Annotated in this window: 13 protein-coding genes and 1 pseudogene; 7 read left to right on the top strand and 7 right to left on the bottom strand. The window is 67.0% G+C overall.

Features of this window, described 5'->3' with window-relative positions:
* Both ACWCQ6_RS27565 and ACWCQ6_RS27560 read right to left on the bottom strand, forming a co-directional pair.
* Positions 1-1,754, bottom strand: a 1,754-nt coding sequence (locus ACWCQ6_RS27565; RefSeq protein ID WP_451093621.1) for a non-ribosomal peptide synthetase, incomplete at its 3' end; no start/stop codon positions are given.
* A 150-nt stretch (positions 1,755-1,904) separates the two neighbouring features.
* Entirely contained in the window at positions 1,905-3,623 is a 1,719-nt protein-coding gene (locus ACWCQ6_RS27560) for an amino acid adenylation domain-containing protein (RefSeq protein WP_451093619.1), read from the bottom strand.
* 310 nt (positions 3,624-3,933) lie between these two features.
* Here ACWCQ6_RS27560 and ACWCQ6_RS27555 point away from each other — a divergent pair, with 310 nt between their 5' ends.
* Complete coding sequence (locus ACWCQ6_RS27555; RefSeq protein ID WP_451093617.1) at positions 3,934-4,437, top strand: DUF4232 domain-containing protein; 504 nt, start codon at positions 3,934-3,936, stop codon at positions 4,435-4,437.
* 256 nt (positions 4,438-4,693) lie between these two features.
* Here ACWCQ6_RS27555 and ACWCQ6_RS27550 read toward each other — a convergent pair whose 3' ends face one another.
* Positions 4,694-5,635, bottom strand: a complete 942-nt coding sequence (locus ACWCQ6_RS27550) for a LysR family transcriptional regulator (protein ID WP_451093615.1) — start codon at positions 5,633-5,635, stop codon at positions 4,694-4,696.
* Between the two features lie 354 nt (positions 5,636-5,989).
* Here ACWCQ6_RS27550 and dnaE point away from each other — a divergent pair, with 354 nt between their 5' ends.
* Both dnaE and ACWCQ6_RS27540 read left to right on the top strand, forming a co-directional pair.
* Positions 5,990-9,586 carry a DNA polymerase III subunit alpha gene (dnaE, locus tag ACWCQ6_RS27545; protein WP_451093613.1) on the top strand — a complete coding sequence of 1,199 codons (3,597 nt, stop codon included), beginning with the start codon at positions 5,990-5,992 and terminating at the stop codon, positions 9,584-9,586.
* A gap of 110 nt (positions 9,587-9,696) precedes the next feature.
* Positions 9,697-10,287 (top strand): hypothetical protein, encoded by a 591-nt coding sequence (locus tag ACWCQ6_RS27540; RefSeq protein WP_451093611.1) that lies wholly within the window; start codon positions 9,697-9,699, stop codon positions 10,285-10,287.
* Positions 10,288-10,372: 85 nt separating this feature from the next.
* Here the strand turns inward: ACWCQ6_RS27540 and ACWCQ6_RS27535 are convergent.
* The 3 genes and pseudogenes from ACWCQ6_RS27535 to ACWCQ6_RS27525 all read right to left on the bottom strand — a co-directional run.
* Positions 10,373-10,815 (bottom strand): annotated as a pseudogene (locus ACWCQ6_RS27535) (hypothetical protein); the annotation flags it as partial.
* Positions 10,816-11,109: 294 nt separating this feature from the next.
* Positions 11,110-12,357: a sensor histidine kinase gene (locus ACWCQ6_RS27530; RefSeq protein WP_451093609.1), complete on the bottom strand. Its 1,248-nt coding sequence runs from the start codon at positions 12,355-12,357 to the stop codon at positions 11,110-11,112.
* On the bottom strand, positions 12,354-13,016 hold the full coding sequence (locus ACWCQ6_RS27525) for a response regulator transcription factor (protein WP_451093607.1): 663 nt from the start codon (positions 13,014-13,016) through the stop codon (positions 12,354-12,356). Before ACWCQ6_RS27525 ends, ACWCQ6_RS27530 begins: the two co-directional genes overlap by 4 nt.
* Before the next feature lie 179 nt (positions 13,017-13,195).
* Here ACWCQ6_RS27525 and ACWCQ6_RS27520 point away from each other — a divergent pair, with 179 nt between their 5' ends.
* Both ACWCQ6_RS27520 and ACWCQ6_RS27515 read left to right on the top strand, forming a co-directional pair.
* Entirely contained in the window at positions 13,196-14,635 is a 1,440-nt protein-coding gene (locus ACWCQ6_RS27520; RefSeq protein WP_451093605.1) for an ABC transporter permease, read from the top strand.
* A gap of 1 nt (position 14,636) precedes the next feature.
* Positions 14,637-15,311: an ABC transporter ATP-binding protein gene (locus ACWCQ6_RS27515; protein ID WP_451093603.1), complete on the top strand. Its 675-nt coding sequence runs from the start codon at positions 14,637-14,639 to the stop codon at positions 15,309-15,311.
* Positions 15,312-15,474: 163 nt separating this feature from the next.
* Here the strand turns inward: ACWCQ6_RS27515 and ACWCQ6_RS27510 are convergent, their stop codons facing one another.
* The gene (locus ACWCQ6_RS27510; protein WP_451093601.1) at positions 15,475-15,696 is read right to left on the bottom strand and encodes a hypothetical protein; all 222 of its coding nucleotides are present in this window, start codon (positions 15,694-15,696) and stop codon (positions 15,475-15,477) included.
* A gap of 216 nt (positions 15,697-15,912) precedes the next feature.
* On the opposite strand from ACWCQ6_RS27510, the gene ACWCQ6_RS27505 reads away from it, so the two are divergent.
* Positions 15,913-16,971 (top strand): LodA/GoxA family CTQ-dependent oxidase, encoded by a 1,059-nt coding sequence (locus tag ACWCQ6_RS27505; RefSeq protein WP_451093599.1) that lies wholly within the window; start codon positions 15,913-15,915, stop codon positions 16,969-16,971.
* 91 nt (positions 16,972-17,062) lie between these two features.
* Positions 17,063-17,788, top strand: coding sequence for a hypothetical protein (locus ACWCQ6_RS27500; RefSeq protein ID WP_451093597.1), 726 nt, complete (start codon positions 17,063-17,065; stop codon positions 17,786-17,788).
* Positions 17,789-18,130 lie beyond the last annotated feature (342 nt).

Raw genomic sequence — 18,130 nt, 5'->3', positions numbered from 1 at the left:
AGTTCGGCCAGTGCCGCCACGGTCGGCTCGGTGAGGAAGTCCCCCAAGGAGACCGCCGCTCCCCATTCGGCGCGAACTCGGGCGAGGACTCGCGCCGCGGCCAGGGAGTGTCCTCCGAGAAGGTCGAAACGATCGGTGCGGCCCACCGTCCGGTCCATGCCGAGCACCTCGCCGACGATCGCCGCGAGTCGTGTCTCCGCTCCCGGCCGGGGGCGCTCGCCCGGTTCCGTCGTGCTGCTGGGAGGGGCCACGGCGGACAGGGCCTTGCGGTCCACCTTGCCGTTGCTGCTCCGCGGCAGCCGGTCCGTCACCAGCACACGGGCCGGCACGAGGTAGTGCGGGAGGCGGGCGCGCAGCAGGCGGAGGAGTTCCCCTTCGGTGGGAGCAGGAGAGCCATTTGAGGCGGTCTCCACATGCGCGTGCAGAGTCCGTGTTCCCCCTTGGTCCACGGGTGCGAGGACAACGGCGTGCCGCACGCCCGGGAGCGTCGCGAGGACCGCCTCGACGTCACCGGGCTCGACGCGGAAGCCGCGCACCTTGACCTGCTCGTCGAGGCGTCCGAGGTAGTGCAGCACACCGTTCGTGCGGCGCATGAGGTCCCCTGTCCGGTACCGTCTGCCGCCGGGCGCGGCGGGATCGGGGACGAAGCTCGCCGCCGTCGCCTCCGGGGATCCCAGGTAGCCGAGGCCGACCAGCGGGCCGGCGACCCACAGCTCGCCGGCGGTGCCGTCCGGCACCGGGCGCTGCTGGGAATCGCGCACCGAGAGCTCGCAGCCGGCGACGGCCGTACCTATGGGTGGCGTGCCCGTTTCGTCACGGCCTATCGGGTGCGTGGCGCAGAAGACGGTGCATTCGGTGGGCCCGTAGAGATTGACGACGGTTTCGACCCCCGGTTGTGCGTAGAGCTGGTCGACAAGAGGGCGGGGCACCGGTTCCGCTCCTGCGTTGACCCGCCGCACGCCCGGCGGCAACGGGCGCTCCAGCAGCATCGCGAGACCGGAGGGAGGGGCGCTGATCATGCTGACCTCGTCCCGCGCGGGGAGGTCGGGGAGCGCCAGGATGTCATCGGCGAGGACGACGCTGCCTCCCGCGCACAACGGGCCGAAGATCTGGTGGATGGAGGCGTCGAAGGAGAGCGACGCGGTCGCCAGACCCACACGCAGGTGCGCGGGTTCGATCGTCTGTGTCATCCATTCCATCAGGGCGAGGACGGAGGAGTGTCCGATGATCACGCCCTTGGGGGTGCCCGTGGAGCCGGAGGTGAACAGAACGTACGCCTCCTCGCGCACGGTTCGCGCCGGGTGCGGTGCGGGGCTGTCGTGAACGCCCTGGTGCGGGGCGTCGTCGACGATGAGGGGGCGTGCACCCGCCGCCGCGACGACGGGCGCCAGTTCGGGGGTGGTGAGGACCTCGCTGATCTCGGCGGAGCGGACCATGTGCGTCAGCCGGGACGGCGGGAGTGCGGGGTCGAGGGCCACGCAGGAGCGGCCGGCCCGCCACACTCCCAGGAAGGCTGCCACCGTGCGCTCGTCGCGACCGAGGCAGATGCCGGTTCTGCCCCACGGAGTGGTCGGGAGGAGCGCGCTGATCCGCGTGGCGAGGGCGAGCAGCTCCCGATAACTCGTTCTGCGCTCGCCCGCGATCACGGCTGTGGCTTCGGGACGGTGGGCGGCCTGGCGGGCCACCAGGTCGTGGACCGTCCGGGGAGGGCAACACTCCTCGGCCTGCGGTTGCTGCGGGAAATCGACCGGCATGGGAATGGCTCCAGATCTTCGAGAGCGCCGTGGGTGGGCGGCGCCCGTGACGCGTGGGGATACGCCCTCATGGGCGCGAGGGCGCCTCGGACGGGCAGAGATGAAGAAAATTGGGGGTGCATGGCACCGAGGTGAGGGCTGACCTTCTGGTCAGTGAGTCTCTTCGCGGGGCTTGCTCGCGACGGTACGGGCGTTGCGTTCCCGCAGCAGGGCCGCGAGCAGGGGCCGCTCGTCCGGCGCGGTGGAGGGGGAGGCAGGCACGGTCCGCCCGGCGCCGAGCTGCTGTTCGGCGCGCGATCGCAGCTCTGTCCGGTCCAGTTTGCCGCTGCCGGTCTGGGGGACTTCATCGAGCATCAGGTAGTGCCCGGGCAGGTACGCGGAGGGCAGAGCGGGGGTGAGGTATGCGCGCAGGACGGCGGAGAGCTCGCGAAGGGAGGTATCGGCCTCGGCCACGCGGATCCACGCCACGAGTTCGGTGTCCTCCCCGAGCCGGACCGCCACCACCACGGCTTCGTCCACCAACGGATGAGAGCGCAGGTGGTGTTCGACTTCCTGCGGTTCGATGCGCTGCCCCCGGATCTTCACCTGGTCGTCGGTCCGTCCCAGATACTCCAGGTTCCCGTCGATCAGGCGTACCCGGTCGCCGGTCCGGTAGAGCCGGTCCACGGAGGACCCCGGTGGTGCGGGCACGAAGGCGCGGGCGGTCCGTGCGGGATCGTTGAGGTAGCCCAGGGCCAGTGGTATGCCCCCGATGCACAACTCCCCTTCGTCGCCGTCGGGAACCGGCTCGCCGTCCTCACCGACCACGAGCAGTACACAGTTGTCGATCGGCCGGCCGATGAGGACACGGTCGATTTCCCGCGCCGAGGCCGGGCTGGTCCAGTGGCTGACGTCGATGGCGGCCTCGGTGGGGCCGTAGAGGTTGTGCAGGGCGGCGGGAATGGTGTCCACGCACACACGCGCCACTTCGACCGGCATCGGTTCACCGCTGCAGAAGACGTGCCGGAGGGAGGTACACCGTGCCGAATCACGGTGGCGGAGGAACTCGCGGAGCATGGTGGGGACGAAATGGCAGTGGGTGATGCCCTGTTCGCGGATGGCACGCGCCACGAGTCCGGGATCGCGATGCTCCTCGGGTGGCAGCAGGACGCAGGTGCCGCCGGAGATGAGGGGGAGCCACAGTTCCCAACCCGAAACGTCGAAGGTGACGGGTGTCTTCTGCAGGACGCGGTCGTCCGGGCCGACCCCGTAGGTGTCGCGCATCCACACCAGCCGGTTGGCGAGAGCGGTGCTCGGCAGCACGACTCCCTTGGGAGTGCCGGTAGATCCCGACGTGAACAGCACATAGACGGGCTGCGCGTCGGAGACCGGGTGTAAGGAGTCCCATTCCGTTTCCCCGGCTGCCGGGCCCTCGAAGTGGGCGGGCAGTGTGAGCGTGCGCAGCCCCTGCGCAGCCAGCCGGCCCTGTGTTGCGTCAGCGACGAGGGCCAGAGTGCTGCCCGATACATCGAGTACGCGGCGCAGCCGCTCCGGGGGGTCGTCCGCTTCCAAGGGGAGGTAGGAATGCCCTGCCTTCAAGATGCCGAGCAGAGCCACGGGCAACCGGATACTTCGCGGAACGGCCACCGCCACCGGAAGTCCTGGCGGTGTCTCGGCTCGCAGCGTACGGGCTAACTCGTCGGACCAGGCTTCGAGTTGCGCGTAAGTCAGCCTCTCGTCGCCGCACTCGACGGCGACGGCCGCGGGCTTCGTCCGGGACGCTTCCCTGATCAGCCCCGGGAGTCCTGCGGGGAAGGAGCAGACCGTCCGCCGGCCGGATAACTCGGCTATGGACAGGTCTTGTTGGGGGCGCACATCCGCTCCACTCATTTTTGCGACTGTTTCAGTGTGAACCTATAGAGGTCATGAAGCACAAAACAAGAGTATTTGATGACATGTTGACGTGCCCTTCTCGTCCAGGGCGGAAGCGGAATACGTATACGTAGATGAGCGCGGGTCTCCCCGGCACGGGCGGGCGCGCTACCTTACAGGCCGCCGTCCCGGTCCGCCCTGCTTGGGTTGCCGTCATGGCCGTGACGGCCCTGGGACATTCCCCGAGAGTGCAATGGGCACAGGTCATACAGACCATGGTTCCGGCGGAGAACACCCGCAGGGCCACCGAGCAAGGCAAGGAGTGCTCGTGCGTACCAACCGCAAGACCGCCTTCATCCTCACCGCGATGCTGCTGGCCACCGCGGCCCCCGCAGTAGCGCTGGCTTCCCCTGCGTCGGAAAGCGGCGCCGCCCCCTCCGCATGCCGTCCGGCCAACCACACCGCGAAGATCACAGATGCGCCTGCCAGTGCGGGGCACCACCACTACCGCGTCACCCTGACCGCGCCGCGCGGGTACGACCCCTGCGAACTGGCCGGTTCGCCGACCGACGTACGGTTCTCCGACCACGGCTCGCAGACCCGGATCACCGCCGGCCGCTACGGCGACCAGCGCACCGCGGTGACCTTCGGCCCCGGCCACCCGGTCCACTTCGACATCCAGGTCCCCAACGAAGCCCGCCAAGTCCCCGCGGACGAGGCGTCCTTCACGCTCCAGGCCCCGGACGGGCAGATTCCCGGCACATCCTTCGCTCAGGGCAGGCTGAAGGTCGCCACCGGCACCCTCATCGGCCCACTGCGGCAAGGAACCTGACCGCCCCTCCGCAAATCCTGAACGGCACACCACAGCAGGATGGCGGCTGCGGTGCGCCGGCCCTCCTTCCACAGCCGACCTGCATGCCGATACCGGAGTGCCTGATGCCCCGGTTCGCCGCCACCACACCATCGGCCGGCCGGACATGGCCGGCCCCGCGCTGGGGCCCTCCCCGAGGACGGTTCGTCGGCACACCCCGGCTCGCAGACCCCAGCCGCTCCCCGCCCCTGAACGCCTTCCCCCACTCCCCCACGACTCAAGCACGACGCGCTCGGGACCACTGTGGTGTCCAGGTCCCGCTCTCGGGGCGGCCCGGGTAGGCGGAGGTGAGGTGGTTACGCAGTGCGGTGAGGGCGGGGTGCGGGTTGTCGATCCGCCAGATCAGTGAGTGGGGGTAGACCGGGGTCGGGTCGTGCAGGGGGATGCGCCGCAGGTCGTGGCCGGCAGGCCAGACCAGTGGGGTCTGCTCACTGATGAATGTCGCCAGCGTCGCGGAGTTCGCGATCGTGTCGAGGAGGGACTCGATGCCGAAGTTGGGGCCGACCGAGTCGATAGTGAGACCGAACGTGGCGGCGAGTTCGTCGTAGTAGGCGGCCCACTCGGTGCCAGGCATGTTGCCGGGCATCCAGATGCGGCGCCCGGCGAGCTGGGTGAGAGCGATCGCGCGGGCGGCGGCGAACTCGTGAGCCGGTCCGGTGAACAGGTGCAGCGGTTCGTCGAAGACCGGAGTGGCCTCGACACCGTCGGGGAGCTGCCGGCCTGGCATGGTCACGGCGCGGAAGGTCGCGTCGATCATGCCGGACCGGACTGCGGCGATGGCCGTGTCGGAGTCGAACAGGGTCACGACATCAAGATCCGTCTCGGGATACGCACGGTGGAAGTCGCGCAGCAGCCCCGCCAGTGAGAGCCGGCGGCCGATCACGTCGACGCGCAATGCCCGGCGCCCCGGCCGCACGGAAGCCGCTGCCCTTTCCTCGGCTTGGAGGAGGGCCCGGGCGTAAGGCAGGAACGCCTGCCCATCGATGGTGAGCCGGGCTCCGCGCGCCGTACGGCTGAACAGCTGCACACCGAGGTCCTTCTCCAGCACGGCGATGCGCTTGGAGACGGCCTGTGGGCTGATCGACAAGTTGGCGGCGGCTTCTTGGAATTGTCCCGCGTCCACGGAGATGACGAAGGTTCGCACGGCGGTGAGGTCCATGCCGACCATCCTATTCAGACAACCAATAGTTGAGTCTGATCAGAGAAACGGTTGTTTGATTCAGGTGTGCCAAGCTCGCTTTGATGTCTCTGGTCAACCTGTGGTTTTGCAAGCAGCACGGCAGGAGGAGTGCTGCTGGCGGCCAGGTGACTGCCGGGCCCGCACTTCAATGGCTCGGGCTGATCGCGTTCACCGGCGGTGCGACCCATTTGCCGTCCCGTCGGCATGACCACACCGCGACAGGTCGGGCCGTCCCTCCATCTGCCGATGGCGGTGCGGTCGGCCACCAGTAAGGCCACCATCGCGATTTGGGCCGCGATGGGGCTTCCTGCTCACCCCGGAGGCGACCCGCACGTGCCGGATTCTTTCGTTCACCTGCACAATCACACCGAGTATTCGATGCTGGACGGCGCGCAGAAGCTCAAGCCCATGTTCGACGAGGTGGCTCGGCAGGGGATGCCTGCGATCGCCATGAGCGATCACGGCAACATGTTCGGCGCCTACGAGTTCGCGCAGGTCGCGAAGGACTTCGAGGGGATCAGGCCGATCATCGGCATCGAGGCGTACGTGGCGCCTTCCTCTCGGTTCGTCCGGAAGCAGGAGTTCTGGGGGCCGGGAGGCCGTCGCGCCACGAGCGAGGACGGTGAGGGGGCGAAGGATGTTTCCGGTGGCGGCCGCTTCACTCACATGACCATGTGGGCACGGAACAGCCAGGGCCTGCGGAACCTGTTCTGGCTCAGCACTCAGGCCAGCTATGAGGGCCAGTTCCCTGCCGGAAAGCCGCGCATGGACCGCGAGCTGATCGCTGAACGGCCGGACGACATCATCGCCACCACCGGCTGCCCCTCCGGCGAGATCCAGACCCGCCTGCGGCTGAACCAGTACGACGAGGCGAAGGCTGCCGCCGCAGCCTGCCAGGAGATCTTCGGCCGCGAGAACTACTTCCTGGAGCTGATGGACCACGGCCTGGACATCGAGCGTGAGGTCCGTGAGGGCCTGCTGCGTCTGGCCAGGGAACTGAGCATCCCCCTCCTGGCCACCAACGACGCGCACTACGTCACCGAGGACCAAGCCGATGCGCACGACAGCCTGCTGTGCATCGGTGTCGGCAAGAACAAGGAAGACCCTGGCCGCTTCCGGTTCAACGGCTCCGGCTACTACCTCAAAACAGCCGCCGAGATGCGCAGCCTCTTCTCGGAACTGCCGGAAGCCTGCGACAATACACTGCTGATCGCCGAGCGCATCGAGTCGTACGACGAGGTTTTCGACTACGTCGACGAGATGCCGCAGTTCCCTGACGTGCCCGAAGGCGAAACGCAGGAGTCGTGGCTGCGCAAGGAAGTCCTCAAGGGTCTGGTGATGCGCTACGGCGCACCGGTCCCCCAACACATCCTGGATCGCTTCGAGACCGAGATGACGGTCATCGGCCCCATGGGCTTCAGCTCCTACTTTCTCGTCGTGGCGGACATCTGCCGCCACGCCCGGGAGAACAAGATTCCGCTCGGCCCGGGACGGGGTTCGGCGACCGGCTCCGTCGTCGCCTACGCCACCCGCATCACCGAGCTGTGCCCCCTGGAACACGGTCTTCTCTTCGAACGGTTCCTGAACCCCGAACGCATCAATCCGCCGGATGTCGACCTCGACTTCGACGACCGCCGGCGCGACCAGATGGTCCGCTACGTGACCGAGAAGTACGGCGACGAGTACACCGCCATGGTGAACACGTTCGGCAAGATCAAGGCGAAGAACGCGATCAAGGACTCCTCGCGCATCCTCGGCTACCCCTACGCCCACGGCGAGCGGATCACCAAGGCGCTCCCGCCGGACCAGAACGGCAAGTCCGCCCCGTTGGCTGCCATCTTCGACTCTTCACACGAGCGGTACGGCGAGGCCGGCGAGATCCGGCGGATGTATGACAATGAGCAGGATGTGAAGCGGGTGATCGACACCGCCCGGGGGGTGGAGGGCCTCACCCGCGGCACCGGTGTGCACGCCGCGGCGGTGATCCTGTCCAAAACCAAGCTCACCGACCGCATCCCGCTGCACATGCGTGCCTCGGACGGCGTGAAGATCACCGGCTTCGACTACCCGTCCTGCGAAGCCATGGGCCTGATCAAGATGGACTTCCTGGGGCTGCGGAACCTGGGGGTCATCGACCAGGCCATCGAGAACATCCGCGAGAACCGGGGCATCAGCCTGGCCACCGTGGATCCTCTGGACGACGACCCGTCCACCAGCGTGATCCCTCTGAACGACGCCAAGACGTACCGGCTGCTGGCCGAGGGCAACACGTTCGGCGTCTTCCAGCTCGACGGCGGCGGCATGCGCGTACTGCTGAAGCAGATGGAACCCACCCGGTTCGAGGACATCGCCGCGGTGAACGCCCTCTACCGGCCCGGACCCATGGCGGCCAACGCGCACACCAACTACGCACACCGCAAGACCGGCCGTCAGGAGATCGCCCCGATCCACCCCGAGCTGCGAGACGCATTGGAGCCGATCCTCGGCAACACCTTCCACCTGCTCGTCTACCAGGAACAGATCATGGCCATCGCCCGGGAACTGGCCGGGTACACCCTCGGCGGCGCCGACCTGCTGCGCCGTGCGATGGGCAAGAAGAAACCGGAGGTGCTGGCCGCGGAGTGGGACAAGTTCCACGACGGCATGCGCGGCAACGGGTACAGCGAGGAAGCCGTCAAGGCCCTGTGGGACGTCATGCTCCCGTTCTCCGGCTACGCATTCAACAAGTCGCACACCGCCGGCTACGGCCTCGTCTCCTACTGGACCGCCTACCTCAAAGCCAACTATCCGGCCGAGTACATGGCCGCCTTGCTCACCTCGGTCGGCGACGACAAGGACAAGGCCGCGATCTACCTCGCCGACGCCCGCAAGAACGGCGTCCGGGTCCTCCAGCCCGACCTGAACGAGTCCGTCGCCGAGTTCACCGCCGTCGGCGACGACGTGCGGTTCGGGCTGCGGTCCGTACGCAACGTCGGCGACAACGTCATCGACGCCATCGTCGACGCCCGTCGCCGGAAAGGGAAATTCACTTCCTTCTCCGACTTCCTCGGCAAGGCCGACCTGCCGGCACTGAACAAAAGAGCTGTGGAGTCCCTGATCAAGGCCGGCACCTTCGACTCCCTGGAGCATTCCCGCAAGGGCCTCACCGCCATCCACGAGGACGCCATCGACGCAATCATCCCCGTGAAGAAGGCGGCAAGCTTCGGACAGGACGATCTCTTCGCCGACCTGGGCGGCGCAGGATGCGACGAACTGGCCTTCGGCCTCGACTTCCCCATCGACGGATCGGAGTGGCCCCGCAGACAGCTGCTGGCAACCGAACGCGAAATGCTCGGCCTCTACGTCTCCGCCCACCCCCTGGACGGCGCCGAGCACATCCTCTCCGGCGCACGGGACTGCTCCATCGCCGAACTGCTCGCCTCCGGCCGCACCACCGGGGACGTACAACTCTCCGGGCTGATCATCGGCATCCAGCTCAAGACGACCAAACAGGGCAACGCCTGGGCCATCGTGCACCTCGCGGACCGCGATGCCGGCATCGAGGTCCTCTTCTTCCCCGCTGCCTACCGGCTCGTGCAGCACGCACTGGCCGAGGACAACGTCATTTCCGTCAAGGGCAGGATCGAAGACCGGGACGGAACCGTGAACGTCTTCGGCAGAGAACTTGCGGTACTGGACGTGTCCTACGCCGAGCACGGCGGGAAACCCCCCGTGAAGCTTGCCCTCCCCGCCCACCGGATCACCGCACAGTCCGTCAGAGAACTGAAGCGCATCCTTACGGACCACCCAGGCGACAGCCCAGTCCACCTCAGCGTCCGCAGCGCACGCAAGACGACCGTGTACGCCCTGCAAGCCAAAGTGGACGCCACCACCATCGCCTCCGACGTGAAGGGCACGTTCGGAGCCGACGCGTGGGCAGGCTTGGCATGATGCCGAGGAGAGGGTCGGCGCGGATTCGGCCGGGTCCTCGGGCGGACGGAGAACGCGAGACGGAACTTGTCCCGCCTGTGGCCGTCACACCTGGGAGGTACCGTCAATTCATGCTGGTGGTAACGCAGTTGAGTAATCACCTTCGGGTCCGCGCGCCCACGTACGTCGGGCTCGCAGCCGTCATCGGCACGGTCATGGCCGGGCATCTCCAGGCACAGGGCGTTCTGGAGACGGGAGAGAGACAGGCGGCAAGCGTCCTGGAAGCGACGAGGAACGAGGTGGACGGCCGACAGGGCCGGGACCGGGCGCGTGAGCAGGTGACCCGATACGGCGAGCTGATCCAGTCCTCCACCCGCATGCGCCTCCTGATGCAGCGCTTCGAAAGGCTGGACGCGAAGTCCCGACGTGATCCGGCGATCGTCGGGGAACTCACGGCGGGCACCGACGACCTGGCGGCGAGGGCGAATTCGGCGGCGGTGATCCTGCAGAGCCATGAAAGCGAGGCGGTGCGGGAGAACTCCCACGGCATCGCCTTCACGATGCCCTATGCCGCACAGTGCCTGGAGACAGGTCTGCCGGGCAACGTGAACGGCTACCGGGTGGACTATCCGGGCCGGGGGCTCACTGGCTGCGGGGACCTGCGGGAGTGGCTGGAGGTCCACGAGGGCAATCTGGCGAAGGCGTCGCCCACTTTCTCGTAGCGTCGTAGCCCGACGGCCACGGCACCCAGGCCCCACGGTTTGGACGCCGAAACCGACTAACCCTCAGGGCTTCTGGCGCATCACGCTAGGAGCGGGTGGCGGTCGCGCAGTTGTTGCCGGTGGCCGTCGTGCCGTTGCTCGTGTCGATCGGCATGCTGCGATCGTACGGATCGACCTGGCGGGACCCGCCGGCGGGCCGCTCGTCAGCCGTTCCGAAGGGTGGCACGAAGTAGCCAGTCGGGGCGGAGCAGCCGCCGTTGGTCATGTCGAGCGCGTACGAGACGAGGGACATCGTGCCTGGTTCGGTGATGACCTCGGCCGGGTCGTCCCAGCTCATCACCACCTGGCGTCGCACGATCGTACGGACGACCTCGGCGTCCCGCCCGCCGTCGCCTGCCGGGTGACCGGATAAACGAAGGTGACGTCCGCCGTCACCTCGACCGCTCCCCGTTTCCCTTCTTGGTAGGTGAGGCGGCCGCGTGTCTTGACCACGTCACCGACCAGCCGGGACTGCTCCGGCCGGAAGCGGCACGCGCTGCCCGTCGACACGGGCGTGAGGGTGACACTCCCGGCAATACCGCCGAGCCGTCCCACCAACCCCCACACCAAAGATCATCCAGGTGTGCACACCTCACGGCCAGGGATCATAAGCACCTACTTGGACTCCGCCGTAGTGTGCAGGAACGCCGTTTACGTGTCTCGGACTTGCGCTTGCATGCGGTCGAAGGGCCCGCAGGCGGCCGACGGCGTCGTCTGCACCGATGGAGCCCTTGGATGGGTAATCGCTCTCCCTGGGCGAAGGGCCCTGCTTGTCGCCGACAGCTACGATCTGCCGGGGCCTCCCCCGGAGCTGTGCGACGTCGGAAGCTCGACCCGCAGGGTGAGCCCGCCGGTGGGATTCGCGGTCGCGGTGACCGTACCGCGGTGGGAGGTGGCGATCGAGCGGACGATTGCCAGGCCCAGACCGTGGCCCGAGCGGTCGCTGCCGACCCGGGAATGTGCCCGGTAGAAGGGCTCGAAGAGACGGTCCACCACCGCGTCGTCGACGTGCGGGCCGGTGTTGTCCACTTCCACCACTGCCGACGCCTCGTCCTGGGTGACGGCGAGGTGGACCAAGCCCGCTTCTTTGACGTTGTGGGTGAGGGCGTTGTCGAGGAGGTTGAGAATCAGTTGCCGCAGGAGGACGGCGTTGCCCATGACCTCGCAGTCGGGTTCGGTGTCAACGGTGAGGCGGACTCCGTTCGCCGCCGCTTGTTCAGCGCGAGCGACGACGGCCCGTTCTGCGAGGCCTGCGAGGTCCACCGGGTCGGGGTCGAAGGGGGCGTGGTCCGCGGCGGCAAGATCGAGCAGGGCCCGTACGACGCTGATGTTGCGCTCATTGGTCTCCTGGAGCAGCGGGGTGAGTTCAGCGAGTTCCTCGCTGGTCGGGGCGTCGGCGGCTACTTGGAGTGCGGCCCGGGTGGTGGCCAGGGGGGTGAGCAGTTCGTGGGAGGCGTTGGCGGCGAACCGCTGGTGTGCGGTGAAAGACTGCTCCAGGCGGCCCAGCATGGTGTCGAAGGTGTCGGCCAGCTGCTTGAGCTCGTCTTCCGGGCCTTGGGCGTGGATACGTTCCGTCAGGTTGCCCTCCGCCGCCCTGGCCGCGGCTTCGCTGATGGTGTGCAGGGGGGCGAGCAGCCGTTTGGACAGCAGCCAGCCGGTGCCGAGGCCGAGAGTCATGACCAGGAGCACCCCGCCGGCGGACACCAGCAGGACCGTGTTCCAGACGTCTTCCTTGCTGGAGATGCTGCCCAGGTGATCGATCCTCTGGCCCTGGACCGGGGTGGGGCCGGCCGGGGGGCGGGGCTCCGCGGTCGGGGCGGCGGACGCGGGCCGGAAGGGTGCGTCCGGGGCGACGACGGTCCTGCTGAAGTCGTACGTGGGCAGGAAGCGCATTCCGACGTAGATGATCGCGACCATCAGCGCGGCACACACCCCGAGGGCGGTGGCGAAGCCGAGAAAGAGCCGACCGTGGATGCTCAGTGTCCGCTGCCTCGGCGCGTGCCTGCGCGGTCTGTCTCCGGGCCGTCTCATGCGGTACCCATGTAGTAGCCCGCGCCGATCGTGGTGTGTATCAGCCGGGGTTCGCCGAGTTTCTTGCGCAGGGTGTGCACCACTAGGCGGACCGCGTTGGTGAAGGGGTCGGTGTTCACATCCCAGGCTTTGTCGAGGAGATACTCGGCGCTCAGAACACCGCCGTCGGCGCGCATCAGCAGCTCCAGGACGGCGAGTTCCTTCGGGGTGAGGCGGATCTCGGTGCCCGCGCGGGTGACCCGGCGGCGGTGGGTGTCCAGCTGCACATCGGCGAAGGTGAGGACTGGGGAATGGGCCATGGGACTACGGCGGTACAGCGCCCGCAGCCGGGCGACCAGTTCGGGAAAATCGAAGGGTTTTGCCAGGTAGTCGTCGGCGCCGAGGCCGAGGCCCTCGACCTTGTCGCCGAGACGTGAGGCGGCAGTCAGCATGAGGATGCGGCACTCCAGGCGCATGGCGACGATCCGTCGGCACACCTCGTCGCCATGGACCTCGGGCAGGTCCCGGTCGAGGACCACCGCGTCGTAGTCGTAGACGGTGAGCCGCTCCAGGGCGGCCGCTCCGTCGTGCACCACATCGACCGCGATTGCTTCCCTGCGCAGCCCGATCTCAAGGACCCGCGCCATGTACTGCTCGTCCTCGACCACCAGCACCCGCACGCGCAACAACCTTTGCTTTTCATTGATTCGACGATCCATTCCCGGTAGGCAGCCGCCCATATCGGATGCCTGCCGAGTCCGTCATACCAAACGGCGCCTTTGATCCATGTATGAGACGCCTGATGCGACAGCCCGCGCGCAAACATCCCTCAAAACTCCGTCCTCCTAGCGTGAGGGCCATGAATCTGTTCAAGCGAGCCTGGTGGCGCCTTCGGGGCCATCTGGGCAAGACAGTGATGCTCATCGGTCTGTTCTTCGTCATCTGCACCCTGGTCCTGTCCGGGTTCCTGATCCAGTCCGCCGCGGCCCGCGCCGCGGAGTCGGCCAAGAGCAGCGTGGGCGTGGTGGCCACCATGCAGCTGGATCTGAACGCCTACCTGGCCGCGGGCAAGGGCTCGGGGGGCGACGACGGCCAACCCGGGATGATCGGGGCCGATGCCGATCTGCGCCGCGGTCTCGTGGACAAGATCTGCGAGTCGTCGGTCCTGGCCGGGTGCAACTACACCAAGGACGGCGTTGCGGCCCCCACGGACCAGGTCGAGCTCCATCAGCCGGTTCCGCCACCGCCCGGCCAGGACACCACTGCCGCGGACTTCTTCAAGGCGGACGGTGTCCGCCATCTGAACTCGGTCAAGGACTTCCGCAACGGCGACTCGAAGATCGTATCCGGCTCCGGGATCACGCCGGACAGCAAGAGCGACATGGTCGTCATCGAGGAGCGGGTGGCCAAGGACAACCACCTCGAGGTCGGCGACAAGATCAAGCTCAACGCCAACATCCAGCACCCCGACGGCAGGCTGGGCACCAAGGAAACCGACTTCGTCGTCGTCGGCATCTACAAGAACAGCACTGCCGACCCCGGCACATACGTACCGCCGATGCAGGCGCCCTCGAACCAGATCTACGTCACTCCGGACGGCGCGACCCGCCTTGACGGCAAGGAACTGAGCGCTGACGGCGGGACCGTCCAGTCGGCCACCTTCACCTTGCGCAACCCCGATGATCTGGGCCGGCTCAAGAAGGACGCCGAGTCGGCCGGTGCCGACCTCGAGATCTTCCCGTTGAGCGTCAACGACAGGCAGTACAAGACCCTGGTCGGCCCGATCAACAAGACGGCGGACTTCGCCTCCCTCACGGTGTGGCTGGTCGCGGTCGCGGGCACCGTCATTCTCGCCCTGATCATCGCCTCGAACATGCGCGAACGCCGCAAGGAGATGGGCATTCTGCTCTCCCTCGGCGAGAAGAAGCGCAAGCTGCTCGGCCAGCACCTGGTGGAGGTGGTCGCCTGCGCGTTCCTGGCGATCGGCTTCGCCGCTGCCGGCAGTCAGTTCATCGCCCAGGGCGTCGGCGACCAGCTGCTCTCCGGCCAGGTCTCCTCCGCCAGGGCCTCCGTCGCCGACCAGGGCCCTGGGCAGGACCTCACCGACCCCACTGGCGGTGCCAACAAGGAGGACACCCCGGAGGTCGAGCCCATCGACACCATCAACATCGAGCTCGGCGCGGGCGACATCGGCGCTGTCGGCGCCACCGGCCTCGGTATCGCAGCCCTGGCCACGATCGTCCCCGGCATCCGGGTCCTGCGCCTCAACCCGCGCGACATCCTCACGAAGGGCGACTGACATGACCACCCCGATCCTGCAGCTCACCGGCCTGAGCCGCACCTACCAGTCCGGCAACAGCCGCCGCACCGTCCTCAAAGACGTCAACTACTCCTTCGAGCAGGGCCGGATGTACTCCGTCATCGGCCCCTCCGGTAGCGGCAAGACCACGCTCCTCTCACTCGCCAGTGGACTCGACTCGCCCACCAGGGGCAACGTCCGATTCAAAGGCGCGGACATCGCCGAGATCGGGCTGGGCCGATACCGCAACCGCCATGTGGCCACGGTCTTCCAGTCACTGAACCTGCTCACCTACATGACGGCCGTCCAGAACATCACCTCCGCCATGGAGATCACCGGCGTGAAGGGCGTCAACAAGAGGAAACGCGCCGCCGAACTCCTCGGCCTGCTCGGCGTGGAGGAATCCGACCAGCACCGCCGCACGCTGGAGATCTCCGGCGGCCAGCAGCAACGCGTCGCCATCGCCCGCGCCCTCGCCTGCGAAGTGGACATTCTCTTCGCCGACGAACCCACTGGCAGCCTCGACCAGGTCACCGCCGACGGGATCATCGAAGTGTTCCGGAAACTGGCGCACGACGACGGCAAGAGCGTGATCCTGGTTACCCATTCGCGGGAGGTGGCCGACGCCTCCGACGAGGTGATCCACCTCAAACGCGGCAAGCTCATGACCGTATGAGCCGGCCAGGGTGAAACGTCACGACGAGGCCCCTCCCTGCTCCCCGGGCGAGCGATGATCGGAACCCAGCTCCATCGCGACCGGTGCCACGAGACCGCATCCCGGGCGAGAGCCCGTCATGCGGCCTTGTTCATCCGGGGGTCGGTGAGGTCTTGGAAGCCCTTCATCGCATCTCCATGCTCGATCGGTCGGCGGCATCGGCCGGGGTTCGGGGGCGGGGCACGGCAGCGGACGGCCCCAGGTCGAGGCGCTTGCTCATGTCCAGGCGGAAGGTGCCGTACGGGTTGACGCCGGGCCAGAACAACGCGGTCAGGCCGCGCCGGTCCGCGTCGCTCAGCTTCTTCGCCCAGGCCGTTCGCGAGGACCTGCTGCAGCGGCCAGCCATGCACCCCGCTGGACGCCGCTCCGGTTGATAGGGATATCGGCTTCTTAGCCTGATCACCTGAAGCCGAACTTCGCCCTGGAGTGTCAATGCCGAAGATGCTATCGAACAATTAATTTGAGCCTTCGGGGAAGAAGACCGGAGGACACCAATGGATCAGAATATCGTGCGAGTGAAGATCCATCTGCCATCGGCGTCGCCCGCGTCGGTAACAGTTTCATGGGGTTCTTCGTCGGCCCGGAGTCAGCCGACCGGAAACCCGAACAGCCCGGGTTCTACAAGGACGAAGCCGGGGCTATCAAGAGACAGGCGGCGTGTTTTCGGCTGTACGGCTACAACGCGGCCGGACAGGTCGTGCGGGAGCTCAAGCTGAATGAGGGGGGCGTGTCCGAGGTCGAGTGGACAGTTCACCTCGCCAACAAGAAAGCCGCGTGGTACCAGTTCCACGTTCCGCTCGACATCGACGAGGGCAAGAAACTGGCGCCCGAACTGTACGGCCGACGCAATTCCGGCGTCGTAGGAGCCGATCGGAAGAAGCTGGTCAACGATCCCGGAAGCCGGACCGTCCTCGGGTCCAGGGCCGAAACCAAGAAGTTCGACTCCGGGAAGATCATGGACAAGAAGGTCTACCTCGGCGAGATCTCCGCCCAGCCGGACGGGCGCCTGCTGGTACTCGGCGGCATGGGCACATCCAAGTCCTATGCAAATCAGGAGGCGACCGTTGTCGCCAACAACGACACGTGGTACGACGACACCTCTGACGGCCCGGTGACAGCGAAAGTCACTCTTAACGGCAACACGCTCACAGCGACGCCGGCTTGGGTCGTGGTCGACCCTCCGGACTACGCGCCGAGCCACGTACGTCTGCGGGCCGAGCCCCACGGTTTCACCCCGTCGGCCGTGCCCCGCAGGGCGCCCGCGCACAGCACACACCTGGACCGGGTGCATGGGGACGGCTGGATCGCGGCCGGGGACGCGGCGGTCGCCTTCGACCCACTCTCCTCGCAGGGCATCCTCACCGCCCTCTACACCGGGAGAGCGCCGGCCAGCCGTGGACGCCCGGCTGCGCGGGGAGGCGACAGCCCTGGGCGACTACGAGGACAGAGTGCGCGAGACGCGCGCCGCATACCTCCGCGGTCACCGGACCATCCACGCCCAGGAATCCCGCTGGGTCCACTGCGCCTTCTGGGCCCGTCGGCTGACAGACCTGGATGCGGAACACACTGTCGGCACGGCGCGTCAGTGACCGGCGAACCCACGGACCACACAACCGGCTGAGGAAGACGGAAAGCTCCGCCTGAACTCCTCGCACCGTCTCCGCCACACCGGTGAAGTCCCGCAGCGCAACGATGAAGAACGGGAGTAGCACATGAACACCGAACAGAACCTCGAACACGACGCAGAAGAGCTGCACGGCATCCACCGTTTTCTACTGATTGGCAAGAAGACAATCTTTGCCTACCATCTGGCGCTGTATCGCCAACCTCCGCACGCCTATCAGATGATCGCGAAAATCAGCCTTGAGGCAGAGGTGCGCGAGGCGTATCTGCAGGACGCAGCGGCGACCCAGGACAGAAATGTTTTCTACTCCCAGTTCTGCCCCGATCACTTCCCGCTCAAGGGCATCCCCGACGGTACGGTGCCATCCTTCAAGGTCCAGCTGGAGCGTGTCGTCGTCCGTCCCGACGGGAGCCGGGAGTTCCAGAAAATGCTGGACGGCAGGCAGACCACCGCGGCTTGCACGCCCCAGGACGTGCGGTTCTTCCAGGAACTCGGCCAACTCGAGTATCCCGAATATCTCACGTACCTGCTCTTCGGGAAGGGAGACGAGGTACATCTCGCACACCAGCTCGCCAAGCATCCCAACTGGGACGAGGTCATCACCGCCAAAGAGCCGCAGGGCATCGATCAGACGACCATGGACAAGGTTCCGGAAGTCACCATCCCGTCCATCCGGGACGCACACGGAGTGCTGGTCACCAGCCCGCTGACAGCTGGTCAACGGTACGAGGGAATGCTCAACGAGATCGGCGCGACGGTCAGCTTCAAGGCCGGGAAGCAAGGCTGGTGGAACCACACAACTCTCAACACCTGACATCGATCGCCGATGAGGACCCGCCAGCGGTATGCCATCAGACGGTGATGGAGGCCGAGGAAGGTTCACTCACCTGCCCCACGCTGCAACAGCGGACTGTCAGAAGGCGTTCGTACCTCATCTCATTTGGCTCGGCAGGGTGTCGGGGGTGGCGGGACCGTTGAGCGGCTCATGCCGGATGAGTTGTGGGAGTTGTTCCAGCGGGTGGTGCCGGAGACGCCCTCGCGGCCTCAGGGTGGTGGTCGACGTCGGCACACCGATCACCACCCTGACGTCTCAACAGAATTCCCGGCTCAGAAGACTGGAAACAGTGTCCTGATCGGAGCCCCTGAACATCGGGAG

This window comes from Streptomyces sp. NPDC001880 (assembly GCF_053594575.1).
The sequence above is the reverse complement of the archived record's forward strand: the minus strand, read 5'-3'. Positions and strand labels throughout refer to the sequence as shown.

Coding starts and splice junctions, on each gene's coding strand:
- ACWCQ6_RS27560 (WP_451093619.1), bottom strand. CDS start 3,623: ATGAGTGGAGCGGATGTGCGCCCCCAACAAGACCTGTCCATAGCCGAG.
- ACWCQ6_RS27550 (WP_451093615.1), bottom strand. CDS start 5,635: ATGGACCTCACCGCCGTGCGAACCTTCGTCATCTCCGTGGACGCGGGA.
- ACWCQ6_RS27540 (WP_451093611.1), top strand. CDS start 9,697: ATGCTGGTGGTAACGCAGTTGAGTAATCACCTTCGGGTCCGCGCGCCC.
- ACWCQ6_RS27530 (WP_451093609.1), bottom strand. CDS start 12,357: ATGAGACGGCCCGGAGACAGACCGCGCAGGCACGCGCCGAGGCAGCGG.
- ACWCQ6_RS27520 (WP_451093605.1), top strand. CDS start 13,196: ATGAATCTGTTCAAGCGAGCCTGGTGGCGCCTTCGGGGCCATCTGGGC.
- ACWCQ6_RS27515 (WP_451093603.1), top strand. CDS start 14,637: ATGACCACCCCGATCCTGCAGCTCACCGGCCTGAGCCGCACCTACCAG.
- ACWCQ6_RS27510 (WP_451093601.1), bottom strand. CDS start 15,696: ATGGCTGGCCGCTGCAGCAGGTCCTCGCGAACGGCCTGGGCGAAGAAG.
- ACWCQ6_RS27505 (WP_451093599.1), top strand. CDS start 15,913: ATGGGGTTCTTCGTCGGCCCGGAGTCAGCCGACCGGAAACCCGAACAG.
- ACWCQ6_RS27500 (WP_451093597.1), top strand. CDS start 17,063: ATGAACACCGAACAGAACCTCGAACACGACGCAGAAGAGCTGCACGGC.